General features: G+C 43.8%; 12 protein-coding genes. 10 read left to right on the top strand and 2 right to left on the bottom strand.

The window, feature by feature from the left end; all coding sequences use genetic code 11:
* The first annotated feature begins 30 nt into the window (after window positions 1–30).
* Window positions 31–1,008 carry a glycoside hydrolase family 43 protein gene (locus tag BMX50_RS27990; protein ID WP_091218449.1) on the top strand — a complete coding sequence of 326 codons (978 nt, stop codon included), beginning with the start codon at window positions 31–33 and terminating at the stop codon, window positions 1,006–1,008.
* 337 nt (window positions 1,009–1,345) lie between these two features.
* Window positions 1,346–3,574 (top strand): glycoside hydrolase family 2 protein, encoded by a 2,229-nt coding sequence (locus tag BMX50_RS27985; protein WP_091218446.1) that lies wholly within the window; start codon window positions 1,346–1,348, stop codon window positions 3,572–3,574.
* Between the two features lie 343 nt (window positions 3,575–3,917).
* On the opposite strand, the gene BMX50_RS27980 is transcribed toward BMX50_RS27985, so the two are convergent.
* Window positions 3,918–7,469 (bottom strand): VCBS repeat-containing protein, encoded by a 3,552-nt coding sequence (locus BMX50_RS27980; protein ID WP_167668130.1) that lies wholly within the window; start codon window positions 7,467–7,469, stop codon window positions 3,918–3,920.
* 239 nt (window positions 7,470–7,708) lie between these two features.
* Between BMX50_RS27980 and BMX50_RS27975 the strand changes: the two genes are divergently transcribed.
* Window positions 7,709–9,028: a vanadium-dependent haloperoxidase gene (locus BMX50_RS27975; RefSeq protein WP_208864819.1), complete on the top strand. Its 1,320-nt coding sequence runs from the start codon at window positions 7,709–7,711 to the stop codon at window positions 9,026–9,028.
* 238 nt (window positions 9,029–9,266) lie between these two features.
* On the opposite strand, the gene BMX50_RS27970 is transcribed toward BMX50_RS27975, so the two are convergent.
* Window positions 9,267–13,259 carry a hybrid sensor histidine kinase/response regulator transcription factor gene (locus BMX50_RS27970; RefSeq protein ID WP_244281124.1) on the bottom strand — a complete coding sequence of 1,331 codons (3,993 nt, stop codon included), beginning with the start codon at window positions 13,257–13,259 and terminating at the stop codon, window positions 9,267–9,269.
* 194 nt (window positions 13,260–13,453) lie between these two features.
* Between BMX50_RS27970 and BMX50_RS27965 the strand changes: the two genes are divergently transcribed.
* The 7 genes from BMX50_RS27965 to BMX50_RS27935 all read left to right on the top strand — a co-directional run bounded on the left by BMX50_RS27965 (window position 13,454) and on the right by BMX50_RS27935 (window position 25,540).
* Window positions 13,454–16,663 carry a SusC/RagA family TonB-linked outer membrane protein gene (locus BMX50_RS27965; RefSeq protein ID WP_244281123.1) on the top strand — a complete coding sequence of 1,070 codons (3,210 nt, stop codon included), beginning with the start codon at window positions 13,454–13,456 and terminating at the stop codon, window positions 16,661–16,663.
* A gap of 23 nt (window positions 16,664–16,686) precedes the next feature.
* Window positions 16,687–18,582, top strand: a complete 1,896-nt coding sequence (locus tag BMX50_RS27960; RefSeq protein ID WP_091218436.1) for a RagB/SusD family nutrient uptake outer membrane protein — start codon at window positions 16,687–16,689, stop codon at window positions 18,580–18,582.
* A gap of 19 nt (window positions 18,583–18,601) precedes the next feature.
* A complete protein-coding gene (locus BMX50_RS27955; RefSeq protein ID WP_091218434.1) occupies window positions 18,602–19,312 on the top strand; it encodes a DUF3823 domain-containing protein in 711 nt (236 codons plus the stop codon).
* Window positions 19,313–19,399: 87 nt separating this feature from the next.
* Window positions 19,400–21,241, top strand: coding sequence for a glycoside hydrolase family 2 protein (locus BMX50_RS27950; protein ID WP_091218431.1), 1,842 nt, complete (start codon window positions 19,400–19,402; stop codon window positions 21,239–21,241).
* 11 nt (window positions 21,242–21,252) lie between these two features.
* The gene (locus BMX50_RS27945; protein WP_244281122.1) at window positions 21,253–23,325 is read left to right on the top strand and encodes a beta-L-arabinofuranosidase domain-containing protein; all 2,073 of its coding nucleotides are present in this window, start codon (window positions 21,253–21,255) and stop codon (window positions 23,323–23,325) included.
* Complete coding sequence (locus BMX50_RS27940) at window positions 23,326–24,366, top strand: family 43 glycosylhydrolase (protein ID WP_244281121.1); 1,041 nt, start codon at window positions 23,326–23,328, stop codon at window positions 24,364–24,366.
* Window positions 24,367–24,400: 34 nt separating this feature from the next.
* Window positions 24,401–25,540 (top strand): sialidase family protein, encoded by a 1,140-nt coding sequence (locus BMX50_RS27935; RefSeq protein WP_091218424.1) that lies wholly within the window; start codon window positions 24,401–24,403, stop codon window positions 25,538–25,540.
* Window positions 25,541–25,751 lie beyond the last annotated feature (211 nt).

Here is a 25,751-nt window from a genome sequence, read left to right as displayed (position 1 = left end):
ATGGACGCTTGAACATGAGATAAGGACATTATGAGAATATCGAAAAAAATAATCGTGTTAGCCATAACTGTCGGCAGTTTAGCCTCAGTTAAAGCTACTCCCCGTGATACCACTTTCCATGCCGATGGTAACCCCATCATCAGGCACAAGTACACTGCCGATCCGGCGGCTATGGTTTATAAGGATAAAGTATACCTGTACACCGGGCATGATGAGGCAGCGCCAGGGCATAACGGTTATACCATGCATGACTGGACTTGCTTTACTTCAACCGATATGGTGAACTGGACGGAGCACCCATCGCCTATGAATGTTAAGGAGTTTAAATGGGCTAAAGATGATGCATGGGCTTCGCAGGTGATTGAACGGAATGGCAAGTTTTACTGGTATGTGGCTGTTGAACATGGTACTATTCACGGTAAAGCTATAGGTGTTGCGGTATCTGATAGTCCGCTGGGGCCATTTAAAGATGCCCGGGGCAGCGCTTTGGTTACCAATGATATGACCAAAGCCGTAAAACATTCCTGGGACGATATCGACCCGACGGTTATGATTGATAAAGACGGACAAGCTTACCTGTTTTGGGGCAATGGCATTTGCTATTATGCTAAATTGAAAAGTAACATGACCGAGCTTGACGGCGAGATTAAAACCATCACCTTGCCGCATTATACCGAAGCACCATGGATCCATGAGCGTAATGGCTGGTACTATCTTTCATATGCTTATGAGTTTCCTGAAAAAATAGCCTATGCCATGAGCAGGAGTATTAACGGCCCGTGGGAGTATAAGGGGATCATTAATGAGATAGCAGGAAATTCGAACACTAATCACCAGGCTATCATTGAATTTAAGGGTAAATGGTATTTTATTTACCATAACGGCGCACTGGTACCGGATGCGGGTAGTTTTCACCGTTCGGTTTGCATCGATTATTTATACTACAATAAAGATGGCAGTATCAAACGGGTGATCGTGACCAGCGAGGGTGTGAAACCGGCAAAGTGATTTTATTGTAGAGGCGCGCATAATTTCGTCTCCGGCATACAGATCAATCAGGGAAGTGCGTTTGCCCTGATGGGAGACGAAATTATGCGGCTCTGCAATAAGAAATATTATAAAATAAGAAGCAGGAAAGGATTATCCTTTCCTGCTTCTTATTTTATGGGCTGTTGCCTGCAACAAATCGTATCAACTTTTCTTCAAAACCAATCAAACGTAACCAAACGTTAAAATTGGTTCAATTTATCCTATACTTTTAGTGCGAAATAATTAATTCAAAAGCCTGTACGGCCGGTTTAAACGGTTTGTCGGAACTGTTTGACCGGCTTTATAACCTACAATTATGAACATTAAAAAGTTTATTATCATTGCTGCTGCCGCGCTTCCATGCTTTGTCCATGCGCAGGAATGGCAGCCCAAAAAAGCCGTTTTAATGACGCGCTTTGCCAAAGATGTCGATCCGAAAAATGTATTGCCTGAGTATCCCCGTCCGCAGCTGGCACGTGAAAAATGGCTGAACCTAAACGGCCTGTGGCAGTATCAACCGGGAACCGCCGGCGAGGCTGTACCCCAAGGCAAGTTATCTAAAACTATCCTTGTGCCATTCCCGGTTGAATCTGCTTTGTCGGGCGTAATGGAACAGCATGACAGGATCTGGTACCGCCGTAAATTCACAGTCCCTGCTTCGTGGAAGGGGGAGCATGTCCTGCTGCATTTTGGTGCGGTTGATTATGAAAGCGAAGTGTTTGTTAACGGCAAAAGTTTTGGTAAACATACAGGCGGCTATGATCCGTTTAGTTATGACATCACATCTGCTATTAAAGGTGCAGGTGAACAGGAGATCACCGTGCGTGTTTATGACCCAACGGATGATGGCGGTTTCCCACGCGGTAAACAAACACTGCACCCACAGGGAATTATGTATACTTCAACTACAGGTATCTGGCAAACTGTTTGGTTAGAGCCGGTTCCGGCTGTAAACATCAGTGATATCAGGATCACGCCGGATATTGATCAATCGGTCATAAAGCTAAATGTAGATGCTGCGACTGCTGCTGGCTACACGGTTAATGTAAAAGTAAAAGATGGCGGCAAAGTTGTAAGTACAGCTTCCGGCAAGCCTAATGCCGAGTTTGCCGTACCTGTTCCTAACGCCAAATTATGGTCGCCGGATTCTCCGTTTCTGTATGACCTGGACATTACGCTTGAAAAAGGCGGTAAAAAGGTTGATGCTGTTAGCAGCTATGCGGGCATGCGCAAGATTTCGATAGGTGAGCAGGATGGTTATAAAAAACTGTTCCTGAATAATAAATTTCTGTTCCAGATCGGTCCGCTTGACCAGGGTTTTTGGCCTGATGGGATCTACACGGCTCCAACAGATGCCGCTATCAAAAACGATCTGCAAATGATCAAAAACTTTGGTTACAATATGGTGCGCAAGCACATTAAGGTTGAGCCATACCGCTGGTACTACTGGGCCGATAAACTGGGCCTGATGATTTGGCAGGATATGCCTTCGGCTAATTCATATACCGAGCATACGCCTCCGGTAGATACAGCTGCCTATGCTTCAGAACTTACCCGTATGGTTAAAACCCACTGGAACTCACCTTCAATTGTAACATGGGTAGTATTCAACGAGGCACAAGGCCAACATAATACGCCTGGGTTGGTTAACCTGGTGCGCAACCTGGATAATTCAAGGCTTATTAACCAGGCCAGTGGTGGTAACCATTTTGGCGTGGGCGATTTTCTGGATATCCACAGCTATCCGCCGCCTGCAGCTCCTTCAAGCAAAACACAGGTATTGGCCTGCGGCGAATATGGCGGGATAGGTTACATTATTCCCGGTCACGTTTGGAAAACAGGCCCGACCTATATCATGATGGATAACCAAAAAGCTTATACCAACCTGTATGATGAATTTGCCAATGATCTTGTGATCTATAAAACCAACGAAGGCTTAAGCGCTGCGGTATACACCGAAACTACCGATGTGGAAGTTGAGCTGAACGGCTTGCTTACTTACGATAGGGAAATTGTGAAAGGCCCGGTTGCAACCATCAAGGCTTCAAATGATAAGATCATTCATGATGAAGAGTATATCCGTGAGGTACTACCATCATCAAAAGATAAAGCACATACCTGGAAATATACTTTTGATAAACCTGCTGATGGCTGGTTTGGCGAAAAGTTTGACGACAACTCATGGAAATCCGGCGAAGCAGGTTTTGGTACTGCCAATACTCCGGGGGCAGTAGTAAAAACTGTATGGGATGGCAAGGACATCTGGATGAGGCAGGAGTTTACACTCAATGTATCCAACGTAAATAAAAACGACCTGGTATTGTCATTACACCATGATGATGCCTGCGAAGTTTATATCAATGGTGTTAAGGCTACCATAAAAGAAGGTTATACATCAGGCTATGCTATTATCCAAATGACTAAGGAAAGCAAGGAGGCTGTAAACCTTAACGGTAAAAACGTGATTGCTATCCACTGTAATCAAATTCAGGGTGGTCAGTATATTGATGCTGGTATTTCTGCAATGAGCAAAACAAAACCGTAATAAATGGTTTTGATATTATGAAAAACGCCCGGGCAATTTGCCCGGGCGTTTTTGTTTTGAATCCGTTTTTGGTGAATGTGTTTATTAAATTATGTCATTGCGAGGCACGAAGCAATCTCGTAGCTATGCATATCGGTCATGCATTGGCTACGAGATTGCCACGCTACGCTCGCAATGACATAGTTTTTATTGTTTTTACGAGCCACTTTTATCTTCTCAATACCTATGGCCGGAGCCGAGCGGCGGCGTAAGGCGTAAATGTTATAGAGCAAGTTGTATAATCCAGACTTACGAAGTTTTTAAAACTTCGTAAGTCTTAAAGGAACTGTTTGTTAGAACGCTATCACCCTTTCCTCTTCCTACCATTATAGCTTGTTATCGTCACATCGCCTGCGTTTCCATCCAACTCCAATACCCTTGATGATTGTGACAAATAAGTTGATCCGTAATAAAACTCAACATGCCTTTTGCTGCCGTTTTTAAGGGTAATGTCAGCATAAAAATCATCAGGTTTAAGCTTGATATAACGCTTGCCCGAAGCTGCGCCGGCATTGCGGAATACTTTAACACTATCCTGATTTTGGGTTGCTACCAATAGGTCTCCTTTGGCCGATTGGATATTTGCCAAAGCTTTACCATCGCCCGCAACATAAATACCGCTGTTGGCTATCGATAAACTGGCAAAACCACCTTTGCCATTTCCTTTCATATATAACCCCATAAAAGCATCATGCCTGCCGGTGAATGGTTCCATGCCGAAATCGTTGCCAACCATTACCAGGTCAAGGTTACCGTCATGGTCAACGTCTTTGGCTATCATCCCGTAAACCGGCGCCATTTGGGCATCCTGCGGTAGTGCACTGATACTAAAAGTACCAGTGCCTTTACCGGTGATAAGGCTGGTGTTCATGTCGGTAGCTTTCAGGATAACAGCACCTTCTTTGTCTTTTTCAGCCCATAAGTCGTTCATGGTAGCGTGACCGAAGCCACGGTAGCTTGGATATTTTTTGCGGATGGAGATCAGCTGACTGATCAGATCATCGCGGGTATGCATCGGGAAGGGTTTTTGAGAACCGTCCTCATCCTTCATGTAGCAAAATATCATGGCATCAAATGAGCCATTACCATCCAGGTCTTTACCCATAATGGTCATCGGTTGTTCAAATGATGCTTTGTAATTGGAGTTTTGGCCAAGGTTCCCGGCTACATAATCGATATTGCCGTCGTTGTTAAAATCGCCGGCAACGATGCTGTTCCACCAGCCTACATGGTCATCGATGACCGATTTGATCTTGCTGAAACCATGGCCGTTGTTTTTGTAGAATGTAACCGGCATCCATTCGCCTACTACTACCAAATCAGTTTTACCATCCTTGTCAAAATCCGACCATAACGCGTCAGTGATCATGCCGCCATGGATCAGGTCGGGGCAAAGCTGGCTGGTAACATCAGTAAACTTACCGCCATCGTTCCTGAGTAAATGACTAACCGGCGATGAAGGATAAGCCCCCGAAACCGATCTTGAACCCACAAAAAGATCAAGGTCTCCATCACCGTCAAAATCAGCAGCGCGAACGCATGAACCGTTATCATATTCCACGGGTACAGCAGCAATATCACGAGAGAAATGGCCTTTTTTATCATTGATATAAAGCCTGTCTTGCGCGGTGGTATGTCCTTTCTGAAATTCGTAGCTGCCACTCGCTATGTACAGATCCGGGAAGCCATCGCCATTGGCGTCAAAAAGCAGGGCACCCATGTCTTCCTCATCTTTAATTTCTTCGTTTACAAAGCGGTTGTTATCCATGGTGAAATGGCCATTGGCATCCTGCATGAAGAACACGCCTTTATTTCCTGCCGATCCTCCTACAAAAAGGTCATCATAACCATTGCCGTCCACATCACCAACAGCAATTGCCGGTCCGTACTGGCTTAGCTTATGCGGTAGCGTAGGCTGGATGTTATAATCGATAGCATCCTTTTCCTGGTGAACATATTTTATACCGGTTGAATTATTTGCTGATTGAAATACCGGGGCAATTTTACCGGAAGCATCAGGGGGGAAATAACCAGAGGCGTTTTTGTACTGCAATGTAAGTGTTTGATTGGCCTTAACATTAGTAAGCAACTGGGTTTTGCCATCGGGCCAGCGTACCCGTAACGAATCGACTGTAGCTGACGATCCGATACCAAAATGCCCGCGGGCGTCATCAGTACTCATGTAGCCGCGACAGGGCTGCTGGTCATAAAACTGCTGATTGCCTTTGTAGTAAATGCGGATGGTAGCTCCAAATCCGCCAATGTTTTTGCTATCGCCCTGCAGGGCAACGGTAAGGTAATTATGGTTTTTAGCAACCTGCGTTTTGCTGTTGGCCGTGTTTTCATAAACAAAAGCGTCATCATCAATATTGTTGATCACCAGGTCGAGGTCGCCGTCATTATCCAGGTCGGCATAAACACCGCCGGTTGAAAAAGTGGGTTTTACGATGCCCCAATCCTTCGATTGATCTTTAAACAAATAACCACCTGCATTTCTGAAGGCGTAACTTGGTGTTTTTACAACGGGAAATGAATCGGCCGCGGCCAGTGTAGTGTTTTCCTTAACGGTACGGCCCTGATCGTTACTGTACAAGGCATGGTCAAGGTCTGTCACGTCTCGGGGATAGCCGTTGGTGATCATCATATCGCGGTAGCCATCGTTATCAAAATCGGCTACCAATGGAGTCCAGCTCCAGTCGGTTTGATAAATGCCAGCCTGGTAAGCCATTTCGCTGTATTGCGGGTGACCGAGTGGCGTTTGTCCCTGGTTTAACTGCAATACGTTGCGGATATACTGATGCTCGTAATTGAACTTTTTATTGTTGATATAGGTAATGTAATTATCGCCTACCAGCATGGTTTTTTTACGTACATTCTCTTCCGGCAGCATCTCGAGCGATACCAGGTCGGCCTTGCCGTCGTTGTTGATATCAACCATGTCCGAGCCCATTACCGACCAGCCTGTATGTTTAAAATATTCGCCTGCACGATTAGTAAATGTTCCGTTTTTATTGTTTACCCACAGCAGGTCATTTGATATAAAGTCGTTGCCAACATACACATCCGGCCAGCCATCGTTATTTACATCGCAAATAGAAACGGAATTGCCAAAGCCCTCAATTAAAATACCGGCTTCTTTGGTTACGTTGGTGAATGTGCCATTGCCATTATTACGGTATAGGCGGTCATTGTTCTGAGCGCTGCCGTCAGTTAATTTAGGGCGATAAGCTACCGGGGTTTCCTTGCCTAAAAAGTTGGTGAGCAGGTACATGTCCAAATCGCCGTCATGATCGTAATCAAAAAATACCGCCTGGGTGCTATAGCCTGTATCCTGCAGACCATAAGCCGCGGCAGACTCTTTGAAAGTAGGTACCCCGTCTTTATTGGCTCCCTGGTTAATGTATAACAGGTTTTTACGATGAGTTGGATCGCTTTTAAACGATGAGCAAACGTAAATGTCCGGCCAGCCATCGTTGTTGATATCCACTACAGATACACCAGCGTACCAGTCGCCGTTTCCGGCTACTCCGGCTGCATCGGTAGCATCTTTAAAGGTAAGCGCACCTTTATTGAGGTAAAGCTTATTGGCAACCATGTTGCCTGCAAAGTAAATATCGGGCAAGCCATCGTGGTTAAAATCGCCTATGCCAACGCCGGCTCCGTTGTACAAATACGGATGATTGAGGATGTTGATGCTGTCACTTTCGGTAATGGTATTCTTAAAACTGATGCCGGTTTGAGATGCGTCAAGCAGTTTAAAGAGCGTTGGTCCCGATGATTTTTTTGAGCAGCCAACACCTAAAAACAATAACAATAAGGTAGATAGTTTAAACGCTTTGGGTAAACTTTTTATCATGCAGATATGGTTAATAATTGATTGATGGTTTATGCTTTGGTTAAGCTTTAACTTATTGGTTATAATGCAATAAGCCATTGTAAAGTAAATGGATTTTACAATTCCTGATTCTGCAAATTGTATCAAAAGTTAGTTATTTACTATCGGCTCATAATTAAATATTTATTAACTGTTAGCTTTGATCTGAACCCTTATTGGGGAGTAAGCCAATTAAACTGATCAAGCTTGTTTGTTCCATCATGATGAAGAGATTATATTTTGCCCTTATTGTTATCATAACCTGCTCATCATGCGGAAAAAAAAGCTGGGAAAAGCCTGCCGGAAACCCTGAATTTATTCACCGGTCGATAAAAGATGTTACCGATGTGGTGCGGCATGATATTTACTCGCCGCCGGTTGCCAGTCGTATTTATGCTTATATCAGCGTGGCGGCGTATGAGGCAGCACGCAATGGCGATAGCCACTACCAATCGCTGGAAGGGCAACTGAAGGGGCTGGATTCTGTACCTAAGCCTATCGCCGGAAAAAAATATTGCTTTACACTATCCGCATCCCATGCCATTTTAACGGTTGGCAAAATCCTGATCATGAGCGAAGGGAGGATAGAAGGTTTTCATGATAAGCTGATGCAGGAGTTTAAAGAAACCGGCATGCCCGATAGCGTATATAATAACTCGATTGAATACGGCAAGCTTATTGCCGACAGGATCATCAAATGGGCGGCAAAGGATAACTATAAACATACACGGTCGCTATCAAAGTATGATGTGCAAACCGATGATGCCAGCTGGAAACCTACCCCACCGGCTTACATGAAAGGTATTGAACCACATTGGAACGAGATTCGCCCGTTTTTGCTTGATTCGGCACAACAATTTAAGCCATCACATCCATTTACTTTCAGTAATATTCCCGGCAGTAATTTTTATAAACTGGCTATGGAGGTATACGATACAGGCAAGCACCTCACCGATGACGAAGCTACGATTGCCACCTTTTGGGATGACAATCCTTTTAAAGTAAATATCAACGGACATACCATGTTTGCTACCAAAAAAATTTCACCGGGAGGACATTGGATCAATATTACCGCATTGGTTTGCCGGAAGGCTAAGGCCGATTATGTGAAGAGTTCTGAAGCTTATGCCAGCGTAGCCGTGGTTATTGCCGATAGCTTTATCAATTGCTGGGACGAAAAATACCGCAGCAAAGTGATCAGGCCGGAGACTTATATTAATCAGTATATAGATCAAAGCTGGATGCCATTGCTGCAAACGCCGCCTTTTCCGGAATATACCAGCGGGCATAGCGTGGTTTCAACGGCCTCTGCTGCGGTATTAGGTAAATTATTTGGTGAGGAGTTTTCGTTTACTGACTCTACCGAAATGGAGTTTTCCATCCCCGCCCGTAACTTTAAATCATTTAAAGCCGCAGCTGAAGAGGCTGCTATCAGCCGGTTTTATGGAGGTATTCATTATATGCCATCCATCACTAATGGCGTTGATGAAGGTGATAGGATAGGGCAATTTGCCTTAACGAAACTGCATACAAGGAAGTAAATTAATCACCATCATTCGAATAATTTAAGTACGCAGGTTCAAGCGTACAAGGCATAATCATTAACTAAAAAAAGCACGGGCTTGTGCGATTCCCCTCTTGAGAGGGGCGGAGGGGGGTGTTTCTGCTTTGATAGGCATACAGTAGAAACACACCCCTGCTACCGCTCAATCTTACGCGCCCCCTCTCAAGAGGGGATTTTTAGAACCTTTTGTCCGTTTAATTGATTGCGTGGCTAAATTAAACCTGTTTTATCTTACTCCGTTTAGCAGCCTGATATTCAGTTGGCGTAGTACCAAATTGTTTCAGGAAATTGCGGCCCAGGTGTGATTGTGAGCTGTAACCTACCATGTTAGCTACCTCATAAATCTTATAATCGCCTTCTTCTAATAATTGGGCGGCGGCTTTAAGCCTGGTGATATTGATGAGTTCGTTAATGGTAAGGTTGGAGATAGCCTTAACCTTGCGGTATAAGGTTGGTTTGCTCATGTTCATGAGGTTAGCTATCTGCTCTACATCAAGCTCTGCATTCTGGATGTTTTTGTAAATAACGCCGTTGAGCTTATCCAAAAAGCTTTCATCGGGCTTTGAATACGCCATCGACTTGATATGCGCAAGCGGCGAACTTGCAAAATGTTCTTTGATCTTATTGCGGTTAATGAGCAGGTTTGCTATCTGCACTTGCAAATGCTCGGGCGAAAATGGTTTTTCGATATAAGCGTCGGCACCAACTTCCAGGCCCTCAATTTTACTTTGCAGGGTGTTTTTGGCAGTAAGTAATATAATAGGTATATGGCTGTAATCGAAATTAGTTTTGATGGTTTTGCACAGTTCAAACCCATCTATTCCGGGCATCATTACATCGCTTATAATAAGCTGGATGTTTTCGATGGCTATCATATCCAGCGCTTCTTGTCCGTTAAGAGCTTTAATAACCGAATATTTGTCGCTCAGATCATCCGAAATAAAATCAAGTATTTCGGGATTATCATCCACTAAAAGTATAACTGGTTTCATAAAGTCAATATTCTCCTCTCTGTTACTTAGGTCTGCCTGTTCATATTCATCGGGGGTAATATGCAGGTCGAATTCTTTTTCCTGGTGAACAGGCAAAGTAAGGTTAAATATATTAAAATCGTTAATAGATTTATTCAACACTAATAAACCTTTATGCAATTCGGCTAAGGAGCGCGATAAAGAAAGGCCAATGCCTGTACCAATTTGCTTTTCCGATTCTTTCATCCTGAAGAAAGGCTCAAAGATCTTTTCGCGCATCTCGTAAGGGATCAGGTTGCCGCTATTCCTTATTTCTATGGTAAAAGTAGAATCATTAACAGGCTGATCAACCAATTCGATCTCAACATCAGATGTGCTGTATTTAATAGCATTATTAATAAGGTTACTTATAATTTTGGTGAATGCTTCAATATCCACATAGGCATAAACAGTTTTAACCGGGTGTATGAATGTATAACTGAGGCTCTTTTGTTCGGCCATGGGCTTAAACCGCAAAAAGGTATCGGCAAGCAAATCGGTGATGTCTGTTCTGACAAAGCTGAGGCTGAAGCCGTTAGTTTCGGTTTTTCGGAAATCAAGCAGCTGGTTGGTAAGGTCGAGCAGCCGGTTGGTGTTTTTTTCCATGATCTTGAGGTTATTCTGAATCTCCGGAACATGTTCGGCTTTCCTGATCACCTTTTCCATAGGCCCTTTAATAAGGGTTAACGGCGTGCGGATTTCATGAGCTACGTTAGTGAAAAACTCAATTTTAGCATTGTAGATCTGTTTTTCCTTGTCATTTTCAAGGGTTTCGATAATGCGTTTGTTTTTTTCGCGGGTTTTGCGGTGGTAGCTTCTCAGCAGGTAGTAACCGGTCAGCAAAAACAACATGCAATAAGCAATATAAGCCCAAACACTTTCCCAAAAAGGTGGTGCTATATTAATTTCAAGCGTTGTTTCTTTTTGATTCCAGATGCCGTTATTACCCGCAGCTTTTACCACAAAGGTGTAATGGCCTGGCTGCAATTGGGTAAAATAAACCTTACGATTGCGTTTAAGTTCGGTCCAGCCCTTATCCAAACCTTTCATCATATATTTATATTGGGTCATTTCGGGAGATGGGAAACTCAATGCTGCGAAATCAATACTAAATGACGACTGGTTATGGTTGAGGTTTATTTTTTTTGTGCTAATGATAGATTGGCTGAGCAACGAATCGGCACCGTTAACGGAGATCTCTTTATTGTGTACCTGGAAACCGGTTATATAAACAGGAGCAATAAAGTGGTTTATTTTAAAATCGGCAGGATTAAAACTAACCATACCACGCACGCAGCCAAAGTACATGGTACCATCGGCATCTTTGAAAGATGAGTTGTAATTAAACTGATCGCTTAACAAACCATTTGCTTTGGTATAAATTTTAATAGCCTCTGTAGCCGGATTGAAACAGACAAGGCCTCGCGTAGTGCTGATCCACAGGTTTTTATGACCATCTTCTTCCACCCGGAAAATATAATTACTTGGAAAGCCTTTATTGCTGTCATAAAACTTATAGCTATCAGCTTCCGGGTCATATTTCCATAATCCCAAACCCTCGGTAGCAAACCATAATTTGTGGTTGCTGTCTTCAAAAACACCGTTAACTGTGGTAGTGTTAAGTACGTTTTTAACGGGATAACGATAGTTTAGCTTAGTACTTGTATTGTTTGCCGGATTGTAACAGTAAATACCATCGCGCACGGTGCCAATCCATATTTTACCATTATGGTCTTCGGTTATGGCATAAATAAAATCATAGGGAGGTAACTTATCTATCAGGGTAAAATCTTTAGTGGTTAAGTTATACCTGTATAAGCCCCGGGTAGTACCAACAAATATGAGCCCGCCCCTGGTTTTACAAAAGCAAATTATGAAGTTACTTTTAAGGTCGTTACTGCGGTTACCTGCCAGGAAAACATGTTCAACCATACCGGTTTTTATGTTCATGACATCCAGGCCGCGTTCAAAAGTGCCAACAAACAACTCATTGCCTATAGGTAATATGCCGTGAATGTTGGTATTGGAGATGCTGGCGTGCCCTCCGGGTGAGTAGTGGGTCCAGGTATGTTTATCAGGTGCTAATTTGTTAAGTCCGTTATCTTCGGTGCCCATCCACAGGTTGCCGTATATGTCTTTGTTAATTTCACGTACTACGTTTCCTTTAAGTGAATTTGGCTCGGTATCGGGGTAAAATTTGTTAAAGGTTGAATATTGTTTAGGATAATAATTGAGGCCGCCAAAATAAGTGCCTACCCAAATCCCGCCTTCCGAATCCTTGTAAAGGCAATAAACGGCATTGTCTGATATTGAATAAGGATCATTAAAATGCTTTCGGAGATTAAGGAATGTTCCTTTTACCGTATCATAAATAAACACGCCCGACTCTGTTGCTATCCAGTATTCGGTATCGCTGTATTTTAAAAAGTCACGTACATAAATTGCCGTTTTATCCGGATTGTAGTTAAGCAGGTCGACATATACGCCGGTTTCGGCATCAAACTCTTTAAAACCATGACTGTTGGTAGCCACAAATATTTTATTGTTGCCGGCATAATAAATCTTCTCAATAAACTTTGAGGTTACATTATCTGTAGCCTTAAACAGGTTATAAGAAGTGAATGTACGGTTTGCCTGATCCATTTTCTCCATCACCCCCGACGATGCAGACACCCACACAGTACCATTAATGATAATTACAGAAGTTGCCTCAAAGTGCTGCCAGGGCCAGTAATCAGTTTTTTCGGTGGTTTTAGTGTTATACCTTATTAGTGATGCACCGGCTATAAACCAGCAGTTATTGTGTTCATCAAAAGTGATACTGCGTACACCATTAATGTTGGCTGTATTTATATGCGCAAATGTTTCTGATTGCGGATCATACTTATCAAGCCCTTCGTCGGTGCCTATCCAAAGTGCTCCCTCTTTATCAAGGCTTAGGGTATGCACCATATTGTTGGATAACGTGCTCTTATCGGCAGGGTTATGCCTGAAAGTTTTAAAGGTATAACCATCAAAGCGGTTGAGCCCGTCTTTGGTGCCAAACCACAAAAAACCGCGCTTATCCTGCAGGCTGCAGTAAACGGTATTGTGTGACAAACCATGTTCAACCTGGTAATGCCTGAAGTAGTACGTTTGGGCATTACAAATGCCGCATGATACTATAAAAAGTAATAAAAATGTATATAGTGGTTTCAAAATAATCAGCTTAAAGCAAATATAGCCAATCTGTTGCAGCGTTTTTACCCTCCTGAAAATTGATACGTTTTGACTAAGTATTGATATGATTTGGTTAATCGCCGGGGCCAAAATCCTTTTTCTTTACAACATGATTTTAGATATGTCAATTGTACATTTTTAAAATCAAAACTTAACCAATTAATAGATCATTTATGAGAAAATTTTTACTACTCAGGCATGGGGGAAACCCTCATGTACAGTGGCCGCCCAGTAAGTGGAGCCCAAAAGTAATGCTAATCGCTTTTTTCATCATGACCGGTTTCCTTTTTTCGTTTAGTGCATCGGCACAAAATAAAATTAAGGTTACAGGAACTGTGACAGACACCACCGGCCTGGTACTAACCGGCGTAGCGGTGAGGGTGCAAGGAACGCAAGGTGGAACAACGACAGATGCTCAGGGTAACTTTTCACTCAATGTGCCTACAGCAAACAGTACACTGACGTTTACTTACATCGGTTATGTTGCACAGGAGATTGGCCTGCAAGGCAGAACAACATTAAAAGTTCGGCTTCGCGAAACCAACTCATCCTTACAGGAGGTTGTGGTTACAGGTTACGGTTCGCAAAAGAAAGCCTCTATTACAGGCGCTATCTCCAGCGTAACCAGTAAGGACATTGATCGTGTGCACGCGGGTTCAACCGTTAGTACCACGCTTGCCGGTAAAATTCCGGGTGTAACCTTCAGGCAGTCAGAAGGCAGGCCGGGTGCCAGCGCCGCCATCCAGATCCGTAACATGGGATCGCCTCTATTTGTAATTGATGGTATCCAACAGGATGAAGGTCAGTTCAATAACCTTGCTCCCAACGATGTTGAAAGCATTGCGGTATTGAAAGACGCATCTGCTGCTATTTACGGTGTACGTGCTGCTAACGGTGTTATTGTGGTAACTACCAAAAAAGGTTCGGGCGAATCAAGGATCAATGTTGATGCTTACACCGGTTACCAGAATTTTTATCGTTTCCCTAACGTATTAACCAATTCGTATGATTACATGCGTTATTTAGCTGATGCACAGGTTAACAGCAACGGTTCAACCACTATTACCCAGGCCGATCTTGACAAGTATAAAGCCGGTACCGAAAAAGGTTACCAAAGCTTTAACTGGCGCGATTACGTTTTGAAAGCTAACAACAATGCTCCTCAAAATTCGGCTAATATTAACTTTACCGGTGGTACAGATAAATTAAATTACTATGTTTCTGCAACCAATCTGCATCAAAATTCCCAGTTAGGTAAAGAATATCTTTTCAACCGTTCAAACATCCAGTCAAACATATCATTAAAAGTAGCTAACGGCTTAAAGGTTAGTATGGACGTTAACGGCCGTATCGAAACGCGGGAAAACCCAGGTGTTCCGGGCCAGGACGATTACTTCCTGGCACGTTTTGCTGTATTGAGAAATACGCCGCTTGAGCGCCCTTATGCAAACGATAATCCGGCTTACCTGAATGATATTGGCCATACCGAATCAAATTATGCTTTCCTTAATAAGAAGCTATCAGGCTTATACCACAGCGACTGGCGCGTTTTACAAACCAATTTTGCTGCCGAATACCAGGTTCCGGGTGTTAAAGGCTTGATGGTAAAAGGTTTGTATTCATATTATATTGCTGATTACCTGCTTAATAACCAGGAGTATACCTATAACGCATATACTTACCGCCCTGCAACTGATACTTATGATGTAACCGGTGGTAGTACTAACCCTTGGCGTGAACGCGAGCAGAAAAAGGAATTTGCTAAAACTTATCAGTGGCAAATTAACTACAACAACACTTTTGGTAAACACACCATAGGTGCAACATTTGTATCTGAACGTATTGAATTACAGCATTTACGTAACTGGATCCACGCTTCTCCGGTATCAAACAATTTGCCCCTTATTTACTTCCCAACTGCCGATCAATACCAGGACAGCGATAATAAAGAAGCCCGTACAGGTTATATCGGTCGTTTTGATTACAACTACGATAACAAGTATTACTTCCAGTTTTCAGGAAGGCGTGATGCTTCTTATTTATTTGCACCCGATAAACGCGTAGGCTACTTCCCGGGCGGATCTATCGGTTGGCGCGTTACCCAGGAAGGTTTCATGAAGAAACTACTTGGCGAAAATAGCTTCCTGAACGACTTGAAAATTCGTGCATCATATGGTGTATTGGGTGATGACCGCGATCCTAATAACGCTGCTAATCCAATTGTTACACCTTATGCTTACCTGCCTGGCTATAACTACAACGCAGGTACCGCTATTATCGACGGTAATGCTATCGTTACTGCAACCGATAAAGGTTTGGTAACAACCAATATTTCATGGTCAAAAAGTAAAATGACCGATGTGGGTATGGACTTCACCATGCTTAACAACAGGTTGAGTGGTGTTATTGACTATTTCTACCGTAAACGTACCGGTTTGGCCGGCCCGCCGTCTAAGTTGGTGTTGCCGCTTGAAGTAGGTTATTCGTTACCTGCAGAAAACTCAAGCAGTGACTCGCAATCAGGTGGTGAGTTTTCATTGAACTGGAACGACAAGATTGGAAAAGTGAGCTATAACATTGGTGGTAACATTTCTTATTCACGTCAAAAATCTGTATTCAGGAACGAATATTTCGGTAACTCATTAGAACAATATTTTGGTTCGGCGATCAATCGCTACGCCAATATTGATTGGGGGTATACTGTTGTAGGTCAGTTCTCATCTATCGAGCAGATCAACAATTACAAGATCAACAATGATGGTCAGGGTAACAGGACAATGCTTCCGGGCGATTTAATGTACAAAGACTGGAACGGTGACGGCAAGATTGACGGTTATGATACGCGTCCTATTGGTTACGGGTACGGTAAACAGCCAAATATCAACTTCGGTTTCACTATGGGTGCTGCTTATCATGGCTTTGATTTCCACGCAGATTTTTCAGGCGGTGCGGGCTATACCTGGTTTCAGAATTATGAAACAAGGTGGGCATTCCAAAACAACGGTAACTTAAATACCATATTTGAAGACAGGTACCACCGTACAGATCCGTTTGATATAAACAGTGCATGGGTACCAGGTAAATATCCTGCCAACAGGGTTAACCCGGGTACTACCAACAGCGATTATGACCGTAACTCAACTTTCTGGTTACACAGTGTAAGATATTTGAGGGTACGTACATTGGAGTTAGGTTACTCATTGCCTACTCAGCTGCTTGCTAAAGTGAAGATCAAGAGAGCACGCTTTTATGTTAACGCCTACAACATGTTCTCGTTTGATAACCTGAAACAATTTGGCGTTGACCCTGAAACAACGGATGATAACGGGTTACAATTCCCACAGAGCAAGGTGCTCAACTTTGGTGTTAATTTAACCTTTTAATTGATCCCTCAAGTTTAAACCAAATGAAAAAAACAACCATAATATCAACATTTGCACTCCTGTTAGTTACAGGGGCCTGCAAAAAAGACAGTGCTTTTTTAGATGTACCCCCCAAGCAGGTGGTAACTTCAGATGTTGCATTCTCCGACCCCAACCTTGTACTTTCTATTCTTGCTGATTTATATAACCGTGTTTATGATTTTTCTGGTCTGGATAACGGCTGGGCATCATTTGCTGATTTCAGTGAATCATTCCCTTCAGAAAACGGAAGCTATTATATAGTACAGCGTACAGGCTGGGATTTTGGCTCATGGGGTACATGGGATTATAAATATGTTCGCGATTTGAACTTATTTATTGAGCGTGCTACCGCAGCTACCAAACTAACCGATGCACAAAAAAATCAATTTATTGCTGAAGGCCGTTTTTTACGTGCCCAGTATTATTTTGAACTGGTAAAAAGAATGGGCGGTGTACCGCTGATCACCAAGTCACTTAACTATGATTTTTCTGGCAACGTTGAATCTTTACAAATCCCGCGTGCAAAAGAATCAGAAGTTTATGACTTTATCATTAGTGAGGCAGAAGCAATAAAGGGTTTATTGCCGGTTAACGTTTCTGAAAAATCAAGGGCTACCCCAGCCGCTGTATTGGCCATGGAATCAAGGGCAGCATTATATGCCGCTTCAATAGCTAAATACGGAGCTTCAACCCCGCAGGTAACACTGCCAGGCGGAGAAGTTGGTATCCCGGCCAGCTCTGCTACCGGTTATTACACTAAAGCGCTTGCCGCTGCTAAAGAAATCATATCAGGCACAGCCGGTAATTATTCGCTTTACAAACAATTACCTGATTTAAGCGACAACTTTGCCAACTTGTTCCTTGATAAAAGTAGCTCTGAGTCAATCTGGGTTGAGGATTTCAAGGCTAACGGCGGTAAAACCCACGGCTTCACCACTAACGATCAGCCTTTCTCAATTTCAGACGAAGGTTTGGATGCCGGAAGGTTAAACCCATCGCTTAACCTGGTTGAGGCGTTTGAAAAGCTTGACAATTCCTATGCCCCAATGGCAACTAAAGATGGATCAGGTAACCCTATTTACTATACCGATCAGTTAGATATGTTTGCCGGCCGTGATGCAAGGCTTGCTGGTACCGTACTATTGCCAAACGGATTATTTAAAGGTAAACGTACCGAGGTATATGCAGGTTATCAATTAGGTAACGGTACTGTTATATCAAGCAGTGATGCTACCATTACACAGGATGTTCCGGGCTTGGGCAAGGTACAGGTAGTGGGTAAAGACGGCCCGGTTAACGGCGCGGAATTCCGTACCCAAACTGGTTTTTATATCCGTAAATACCTTGACCCAACTGTAGGTTCTGGTCGTCGTGGCCGTGGCAGTGATGTTAACTTTATTCGTTATCGTTATGCCGAAGTATTGCTGAATGCCGCCGAAGCAGATGCTGAATTGGGCAATTATGCAGAGGCTTCAGGCTATATTAACCAGGTGCGTTTAAGGGCTGGCCTTACCACACCATTGGTGCTTACTGCAGCTAATTATTTTGACCGTATTGTTCATGAGCGCCGTGTTGAACTTGCTTTTGAAGGCCATACCTTATTTGATATGAAACGCTGGAGAATTGCTGATGCCGTTTGGGATGGTAACTCAATGTCTGTTGCTGATCTGGTTGCCAATATTGGTAAAGCAACTAAACGTAGCACGCAACCTTTCGGCTTGTGGCCATATAAATATTATAATCCGGGTGATGTTAACAACGGAAAGTGGATATTTAAGGAAACAAAACCTTCGCCGGTAACAGGTTCAAACAGGTTCCTGTTGGGTAACTACTATTCACGCATCGGTGACGATGTTATAGCAGCCAACCCGAAAATTGTTAAACAACCAAATCAATAAGAGTTAAAGAAAAGTGTTTATGAAAATCAAGTTTCATCATATTTTAATAGGGCTTTTTCTTGCTGCCTCGGGCTGTAAGAAAGACAATTACGATGCGCCCACATCGAGACTGAGCGGTAGGTTGGTTTACAAAGGCGAAGCTATAAACGTTGAGTATAACGCTGTCCCTTACCAAATATATCAGCCTGGTTTTGCAACAAAATCAGCCATACAGGGAACCTTTGATCCTGATGGTAACTACGCGCAGTTATTGTTTGATGGCACCTACAAATTTACTATCCCTGCAAACCAGGGGCCGTTTATGTGGAAAGAACTGCCAGCCGGAACCCGCGATAGCTTAACCGTAAACTTAAAAGGTAGCCAAACAGTTGATATTGACGTAACTCCTTATTACCTGGTAGAAAATGCCAAGTTTACAGCAATCGGCAGAAAAGTAACTGCTACTTTTGATATACAGAAAGTAATCACTGATGCTAATGCAAAAAACATTGATCGTGTTTATTTATATGTGAACAAAACACAGTTTGTGTCTGGCGGTTACCGTTTGGGCGATGGCGATCCGCCATCAATTGCAGGCTCGGCCATTACAAGCATGAATAATCTTAGCCTTAGCTTTGATGTACCCAATATAGTACCTACTCAAAATTACGTATTTGCACGTATAGGTCTAAAGATTGCCGGAGTTGAAGATTTAATCTTCTCACCGGTATCAAAAGTAACTCTACAATAATTTATCGGCCCCTGCCGTTACAGCGGGGGCCTTTTTTCTTTCCCTGCATCATTAACTAACATAATATCCTTACACTCCATTTAACTGATGAAGAAACTATCGCTTTGCCTGTCTCTTTTCATTTCTGCCTATCTGTCTGCCAATGCACAGCAAGGCGAATGGCATTTGATAAAAGACAAGATCACCACCCCATGGGCCGAAAAGGTTGACCCTAAGGCTCCTCTACCCGAATATCCCCGTCCGCAAATGGTACGCGGCAACTGGCAAAACCTAAATGGTTTATGGAACTATGCCATAGTTCCTAAGGCTACCACAGGGCCGGCTAAATATGAGGGAAAGATCCTGGTGCCTTTTGCGGTTGAGTCGGCGCTATCTGGTGTTGGTAAAACTGTTGGTAAGGATAGCATGTTGTGGTATAAAACCACCATCAGCTTAAATAAAACATTAAAAGGTAAAGACGTACTGCTGCATTTTGGCGCGGTTGACTGGCGTACAGAAGTATTTGTAAACGGTAAAAGTGCCGGCATCCATGAAGGCGGCTTTGATCCTTTTACATTTAACATTACCCCTTATTTAAAAGGCGGTTCAAAACAAGATATTACCGTAAGCGTATGGGACCCGACAGATGATGGTCCGCAGCCGCGTGGTAAACAAGTAAAAAAGCCCGAAGGTATCTGGTATACTCCAGTTACCGGGATCTGGCAAACTGTTTGGCTGGAAGGTGTAGCTAAAACACATATCGAAGCCACCAAACAAACCCCCAATATTGACGATCACACACTATCGGTATCTGCCGAAGTTTCCAATAGCCAGCCGGGCGATAAGCTGAAGATCAGCGCCTGGAACGGCAAAACCCTTGTATCCGAAAAAACTATTGATGCCGGTGAAACCGCTGTGCTTGATATTAAAGACCAGCACTTATGGTCAACTACTGATCCGTTTTTGTATGATCTGAAAGTTGCCGTTATCCGCAACAACAAAGCCGTTGACGAGATAGGCAGCTACTTTGCCATGCGTAAAATTTCGCTTGGTGCCGATGCTAACGGCATCCAGCGCATGTTGCTAAATAACAAATTCGTATTTCAATATGGCCCGCTTGATCAGGGCTGGTGGCCCGATGGTTTATACACCCCGCCAACTTATGAGGCCATGAGCTTTGACATTGATAAGCTTAAAGAAATGGGCTTTAACATGATCCGTAAACACATTAAAGTTGAACCGGCACGTTACTATGCTTATTGCGATAAAACAGGTATGCTGCTTTGGCAGGATATGCCAAGCGGCGATTTAGGCAACCACTGGGAAAACCGTCCGGGCGTGCTTGACCGCGCTACCGATCAGCAACGTACCCCTGAATCAGAAGGCTATTACCGCAAAGAGTGGAATGCCATTATAAATTCATTATACAACTATCCTTGCATTGTTGTATGGACCCCGTTCAACGAGGCTTGGGGGCAGTTCAAAACTGTAGAAATTACCGAGTGGACCGAGAAAAAAGATCCGTCACGTTTGGTAAACAGCGCGAGTGGCGGTAACTTCTATGATACCGGTAACATTGTCGATCTGCATAATTATCCGCACCCGGCTATGCCGCGTCCCGAGATCTTCGGCAAAACTAAAGCCGTTGTATTGGGCGAGTTTGGTGGCCTTGGCTGGCCTGTTGATGGTCATACCTGGCAGGCAAACAAAAACTGGGGCTATCAAAACTTTAAAAATGGTGACGATCTGTTTAAAAGGTATTCAACCTTTACTGATAGGTTGGAAGAGCTGATAAAAGTTGGTCTTTCGGCAGCGGTATACACCCAAACAACAGATGTGGAAGGCGAAGTGAACGGCTTTATGACTTATGATCGTAAAGTGATTAAAATGCCTGTTGAATTGTTACAAAAGGCCAACAGCAAACTGTATGATCCTGCATTGGTGAAATAATATCTTTACGTATGACTATCAAAAACAGTATAAAATTAATGCGCAGGGAAGTTTGTCTTTCCGTAGCGATGATATGTGCAGGCTTTGCAACGGTGAACGCTCAGGGCGTGAAAGCAACTACGGTTACAACAGTTGATAACAAAGGTGCAAATGCTTTTTATGTAAATAACCGCGCCCCACTGCAAAGACAATATTTTGCCAAACTACCTACCGGTAGCATTGAAGCCGGTGGCTGGCTGAAGAAGATGCTGGAGCTGCAGCGCGACGGTTTAACCGGTAATTTGGGTGAGATCAGCGTATGGCTTTCAAAAACAAATAATGCCTGGCTTAATAAAGAAGGTAAAGGCGAATACGGTTGGGAAGAACTGCCTTATTGGCTAAAAGGTTATGCTGATATAGCTTATACGCTGAAGGATAAGAAAATGATAGCCGAAACCAAATTCTGGATTGATGCTGTATTGAATAATCAGCGCGATAACGGCGATTTCGGTCCGGCAGTTGAACATAATGGTAACCGCGATTTGTGGACTAACATGCCAATGCTGTGGTGCCTGCAATCATATTACGAGTACACTAAAGATCCAAGGGTTATCCCTTTCATGACCAAATATTTCAAATATGAGCTATCGGTACCTGATAGTAAATTTTTGAAGGATTATTGGGAGAACAGCCGCGGTGGCGATAACATGCTGAGTGTTTACTGGCTGTACAATCGTACCGGTGATAAGTTTTTGCTTGACCTGGCTACCAAACTTGATAAAAACACTGCCGACTGGCGCCAGGCCAATAACCTGCCCAACTGGCATAATGTTAACGTGGCCCAATGTTTCCGCGAGCCGGCAACTTATTATCTGCAAAGTCATGATAAAAAAGATCTGGATGCTACATACAATGATTTTAAACTGATCCGCGATATTTATGGCCAGGTTCCGGGTGGTATGTTTGGGGCCGATGAAAATGCACGTAAAGGATATGACGATCCGCGCCAGGCAGTCGAAACCTGTGGTTTGGTGGAGCAAATGACATCCGACCAGATGCTATTAGGCAATACCGGCGATCGTTTCTGGGCCGAGAACTGCGAAGATGTTGCTTTCAATACCTTCCCTGCGGCCTTTATGCCCGATTATCGTGCTTTGCGCTATTTAACTGCACCCAACATGGTGGTAAGCGATGGTAAAAACCACCATCCGGGTATAGCCAATGAAGGTCCGTTTTTAATGATGAACCCTTTCGGCAGCCGTTGCTGCCAGCATAACCACGCCGCAGGCTGGGTATATTATGCCGAAAACAGCTGGATGGCTACCCCTGATAACGGTGTAGCCGCTTTGCTTTACACGGAAGGTAAGGTTAACGCAAAAGTTGGTAATGGCACCGCGGTAAGCATTGCCGAAACAAGTCATTATCCTTTCCAGGATCAGATCAACTTTACGGTTACTACTTCAAAAGCAGTTGATTTTCCGCTTTACCTGCGCATCCCTGAATGGTGCAAAGGCGCATCGGTAAAAGTTAACGGTGTTGCTGTAGATGTAAATACCTCAACAGGCGATTATATCCGTTTAGCAAAAAGCTGGAAAAACGGCGATAAGGTAACCCTGCAATTGCCAATGCAACTGAAAGTGAAGGAATGGGCTAAAAACAAAAATAGCGTAAGTGTTAGCTATGGTCCGCTTACTTATTCGTTGAAAATTGAGGAGCAGTACACGAAGGGTGATAACCTGAAAGATGCACAGGGCGATTCGCACTGGCAACCAGGTGCCGATCCTCAAAAGTGGCCTTCTTATAATATCTATGCCGCATCACCATGGAACTATGGCTTGCTGATAGATGAGCAGCACCCTGAAAAATCAATAGAAGTTATTCACCGCACATGGCCAAAGGATAATAATCCATTCACCAATGCTAATGCGCCTGTTGAACTGAAAGCTAAAGGAAAGCAAATCCTTGGTTGGAAGATAGATGAAACAGGCTTATGCGGTGTGTTGCCACAAAGTCCTGTAAAAACAGAAGAGCCGGCTAAAGAGCTTACTTTGGTACCTATGGGCGGTGCAAGGTTAAGGATTTCGGCTTTTCCTGTTGCTGAATAAATGAGAGATACATCCATGATAAAAGGAATAGTTTGCGGTTTAATGATGATGGCTGGTTTTACTGCCGTAGCACAGGATGCCGCGATTAAAAATCAGCCGCCATCGCCGCTTTATCGTGATCCAATTTACGATGGCGCCGCCGATCCGGTATTGGTTTATAACAAAGCCGAAAAAGAGTGGACCATGTTATATACCCAGCGCCGGGCCAACGTACAATCGCCGGGAGTGGCGTTTTGTTATGGTACTGCCATAGGTGTTGCTACCTCGAAAGATCATGGGCATACCTGGGTATACCGCGGTGCGTTAAACCTGGAGCATGAACGCGGGCAAAACACTTTTTGGGCTCCCGATGTAGCTTTTGACAAAGGCGTTTATCACATGTTTGTGGTATATATCCCAGGAGTGTATAGCCAGTGGGGCGGAGATTCGCACCTGGTACATTATACCAGTAAAAACCTGTGGGACTGGAAATATGAAGGGCCGCTAAATTTGCCCGATCATAATATCATCGACCCAACGCTCATGAAAATGCCTGATGGTAAATGGCATATGTGGTACAAGGATCAAAAATTGGGTAGCATCACCATGACCGCTGAAAGTAACGATCTCGTGAACTGGAAAGCAGACGATAAACCCGCCATTGAAGGCCGCGCGCATGAAGGCCCTAAGATCTTCCGGTTTAAAGATTATTACTGGATGATCACCGACGAGTGGCAGGGGCAACGCGTTTATCGTTCAAAAGACGCTAAAACATGGGAGCACCAGGGTTTGGTGCTGGATAAGCCAGGTCATCGGCCGGAGGATACGCCAACAGGGGCCCATGCCGATGTGGTAGTGAGTGATGGGCATGCTTATATCATTTACTTCACGCATCCCGGCCGTAAAAAGCATTTTGAAGATGGTGGGCTTGATGCCGATGGCGCTTATAGCTACACAACCAAGCGCACCTCCATCCATGCAGCCGAACTGGAGTTTAATGGTGAAACGTTGGTATGCGACAGGGATAAGCCATTTAGTTTCTGGCTGGCCGACGTCAAATAAAGTATCTACAGAAATAAAAAGAATATAATTGGTTATGCGGCAGATATTCATTTGGTTAATGGGTGTGTTTGCCCCGGTGATGGTTCTGGGGCAACACTATGCCGTTAATAATAAAACTATTGCCTGGGATCAAACCACTTTAAAACAGGTAGGTAACAAGAACGGCAATTACGCCCGCATGGTCCAGCTAAGTAATGGCAGCCTGTTTTGTGTTTATGAAAGCGCCGGTGGCATTGAATGTATTACAAGCAATGATCTTGGTAAAAGCTGGGATCAACCCGTTGTAATTGCCAAACCGGCGCCGGGGGTGAACATGGCAGTGCCCGAGATATTGGAACTGAAAGATCACTCGCTACTGGCGTCATACAACCCACGCCCGCATAAGGTAAACGGCGGTTGGGATACCACTAAACGATTTGCCATCTGCACAAAAAAAAGTTACGATAAGGGCAAAACCTGGACGGATGAGCGTTTGGTTTATGAAGCCCGCTACAATTTTGATGATGGCTGCTGGGAATCGTCGCAGATTCAATTGCCATCGGGCGAGATCCAGTTGTTTTTTTCGAACGAGGGTGTTTACACCAAATCAAACGAGCAGAATATTTCCATATTTAGGTCGAAGGATAACGGCTTAAGCTGGACAAAACACCCTGAAATAGTATCCTTCAGACCTGGCCATAGGGATGGCATGCCGGTGCCCATCCTTCTGAAAGGAAAAAATGAGATCGCGTTTTCGATAGAGGATAACGCCGGCGCAACTTTTAAGCCATCCATCATTCGTAATAGTATCGGCCAAAATTGGCAAAAAACAGTAGGCTCCGATGATGCCGAACGTACATACGCGCTCATACCTAAATTGCAGGATACGGTTTATGCAGGTGCGCCTTATTTAAGGCAACTGCACAGCGGCGAAACGGTGCTGTCATACCAAAGTACCCAAAACCGCAACCATAACTGGGAACAGGCCTGTATGCAGGTAGCTTTGGGTAACAATGATGCTAAGGATTTTGCGAGTGTACCAACGCCATTCAATATTCCGCTTAATAAACACGGGCTTTGGAATGCGTTGTGTGTGCTTAATGATGATACTATCATCGCGTTAACATCAACCAACGCGTTTGGGAAAGGGACGGAGATTTGGATGATAAAAGGGAAGCTGGTAAAGAAGAAGTAAGAAAATATTAGCCGCCGCTCGGCTCCAGCCGAGTGGCAGCTTGTAGAAATAAAAAGCAAAAAGAAAGGGCTGTGCGATTCCCCTCTTGAGAGGGGCGGAGGGGTGTGTTTCTCCAATAGACGATAAACGATGCAGAAACACACCCCTGCCATCACACCATCCAACGCACCCCCTCTCAAGAGGGGAATTAAAAAACAAAAACAGGAATTAA

The organism is Mucilaginibacter gossypiicola, from assembly GCF_900110105.1.
GTDB lineage: Bacteria > Bacteroidota > Bacteroidia > Sphingobacteriales > Sphingobacteriaceae > Mucilaginibacter > Mucilaginibacter gossypiicola.
Note: the sequence above shows the minus strand (reverse complement) of the source record. Positions and strands in the feature narration are given on the sequence as shown.

Coding starts and splice junctions, on each gene's coding strand:
- BMX50_RS27950 (WP_091218431.1), top strand. CDS start 19,400: ATGAAGAAACTATCGCTTTGCCTGTCTCTTTTCATTTCTGCCTATCTG.
- BMX50_RS27990 (WP_091218449.1), top strand. CDS start 31: ATGAGAATATCGAAAAAAATAATCGTGTTAGCCATAACTGTCGGCAGT.
- BMX50_RS27940 (WP_244281121.1), top strand. CDS start 23,326: ATGAGAGATACATCCATGATAAAAGGAATAGTTTGCGGTTTAATGATG.
- BMX50_RS27985 (WP_091218446.1), top strand. CDS start 1,346: ATGAACATTAAAAAGTTTATTATCATTGCTGCTGCCGCGCTTCCATGC.
- BMX50_RS27975 (WP_208864819.1), top strand. CDS start 7,709: ATGATGAAGAGATTATATTTTGCCCTTATTGTTATCATAACCTGCTCA.
- BMX50_RS27955 (WP_091218434.1), top strand. CDS start 18,602: ATGAAAATCAAGTTTCATCATATTTTAATAGGGCTTTTTCTTGCTGCC.
- BMX50_RS27965 (WP_244281123.1), top strand. CDS start 13,454: ATGAGAAAATTTTTACTACTCAGGCATGGGGGAAACCCTCATGTACAG.
- BMX50_RS27935 (WP_091218424.1), top strand. CDS start 24,401: ATGCGGCAGATATTCATTTGGTTAATGGGTGTGTTTGCCCCGGTGATG.
- BMX50_RS27960 (WP_091218436.1), top strand. CDS start 16,687: ATGAAAAAAACAACCATAATATCAACATTTGCACTCCTGTTAGTTACA.
- BMX50_RS27980 (WP_167668130.1), bottom strand. CDS start 7,469: ATGATAAAAAGTTTACCCAAAGCGTTTAAACTATCTACCTTATTGTTA.
- BMX50_RS27945 (WP_244281122.1), top strand. CDS start 21,253: ATGACTATCAAAAACAGTATAAAATTAATGCGCAGGGAAGTTTGTCTT.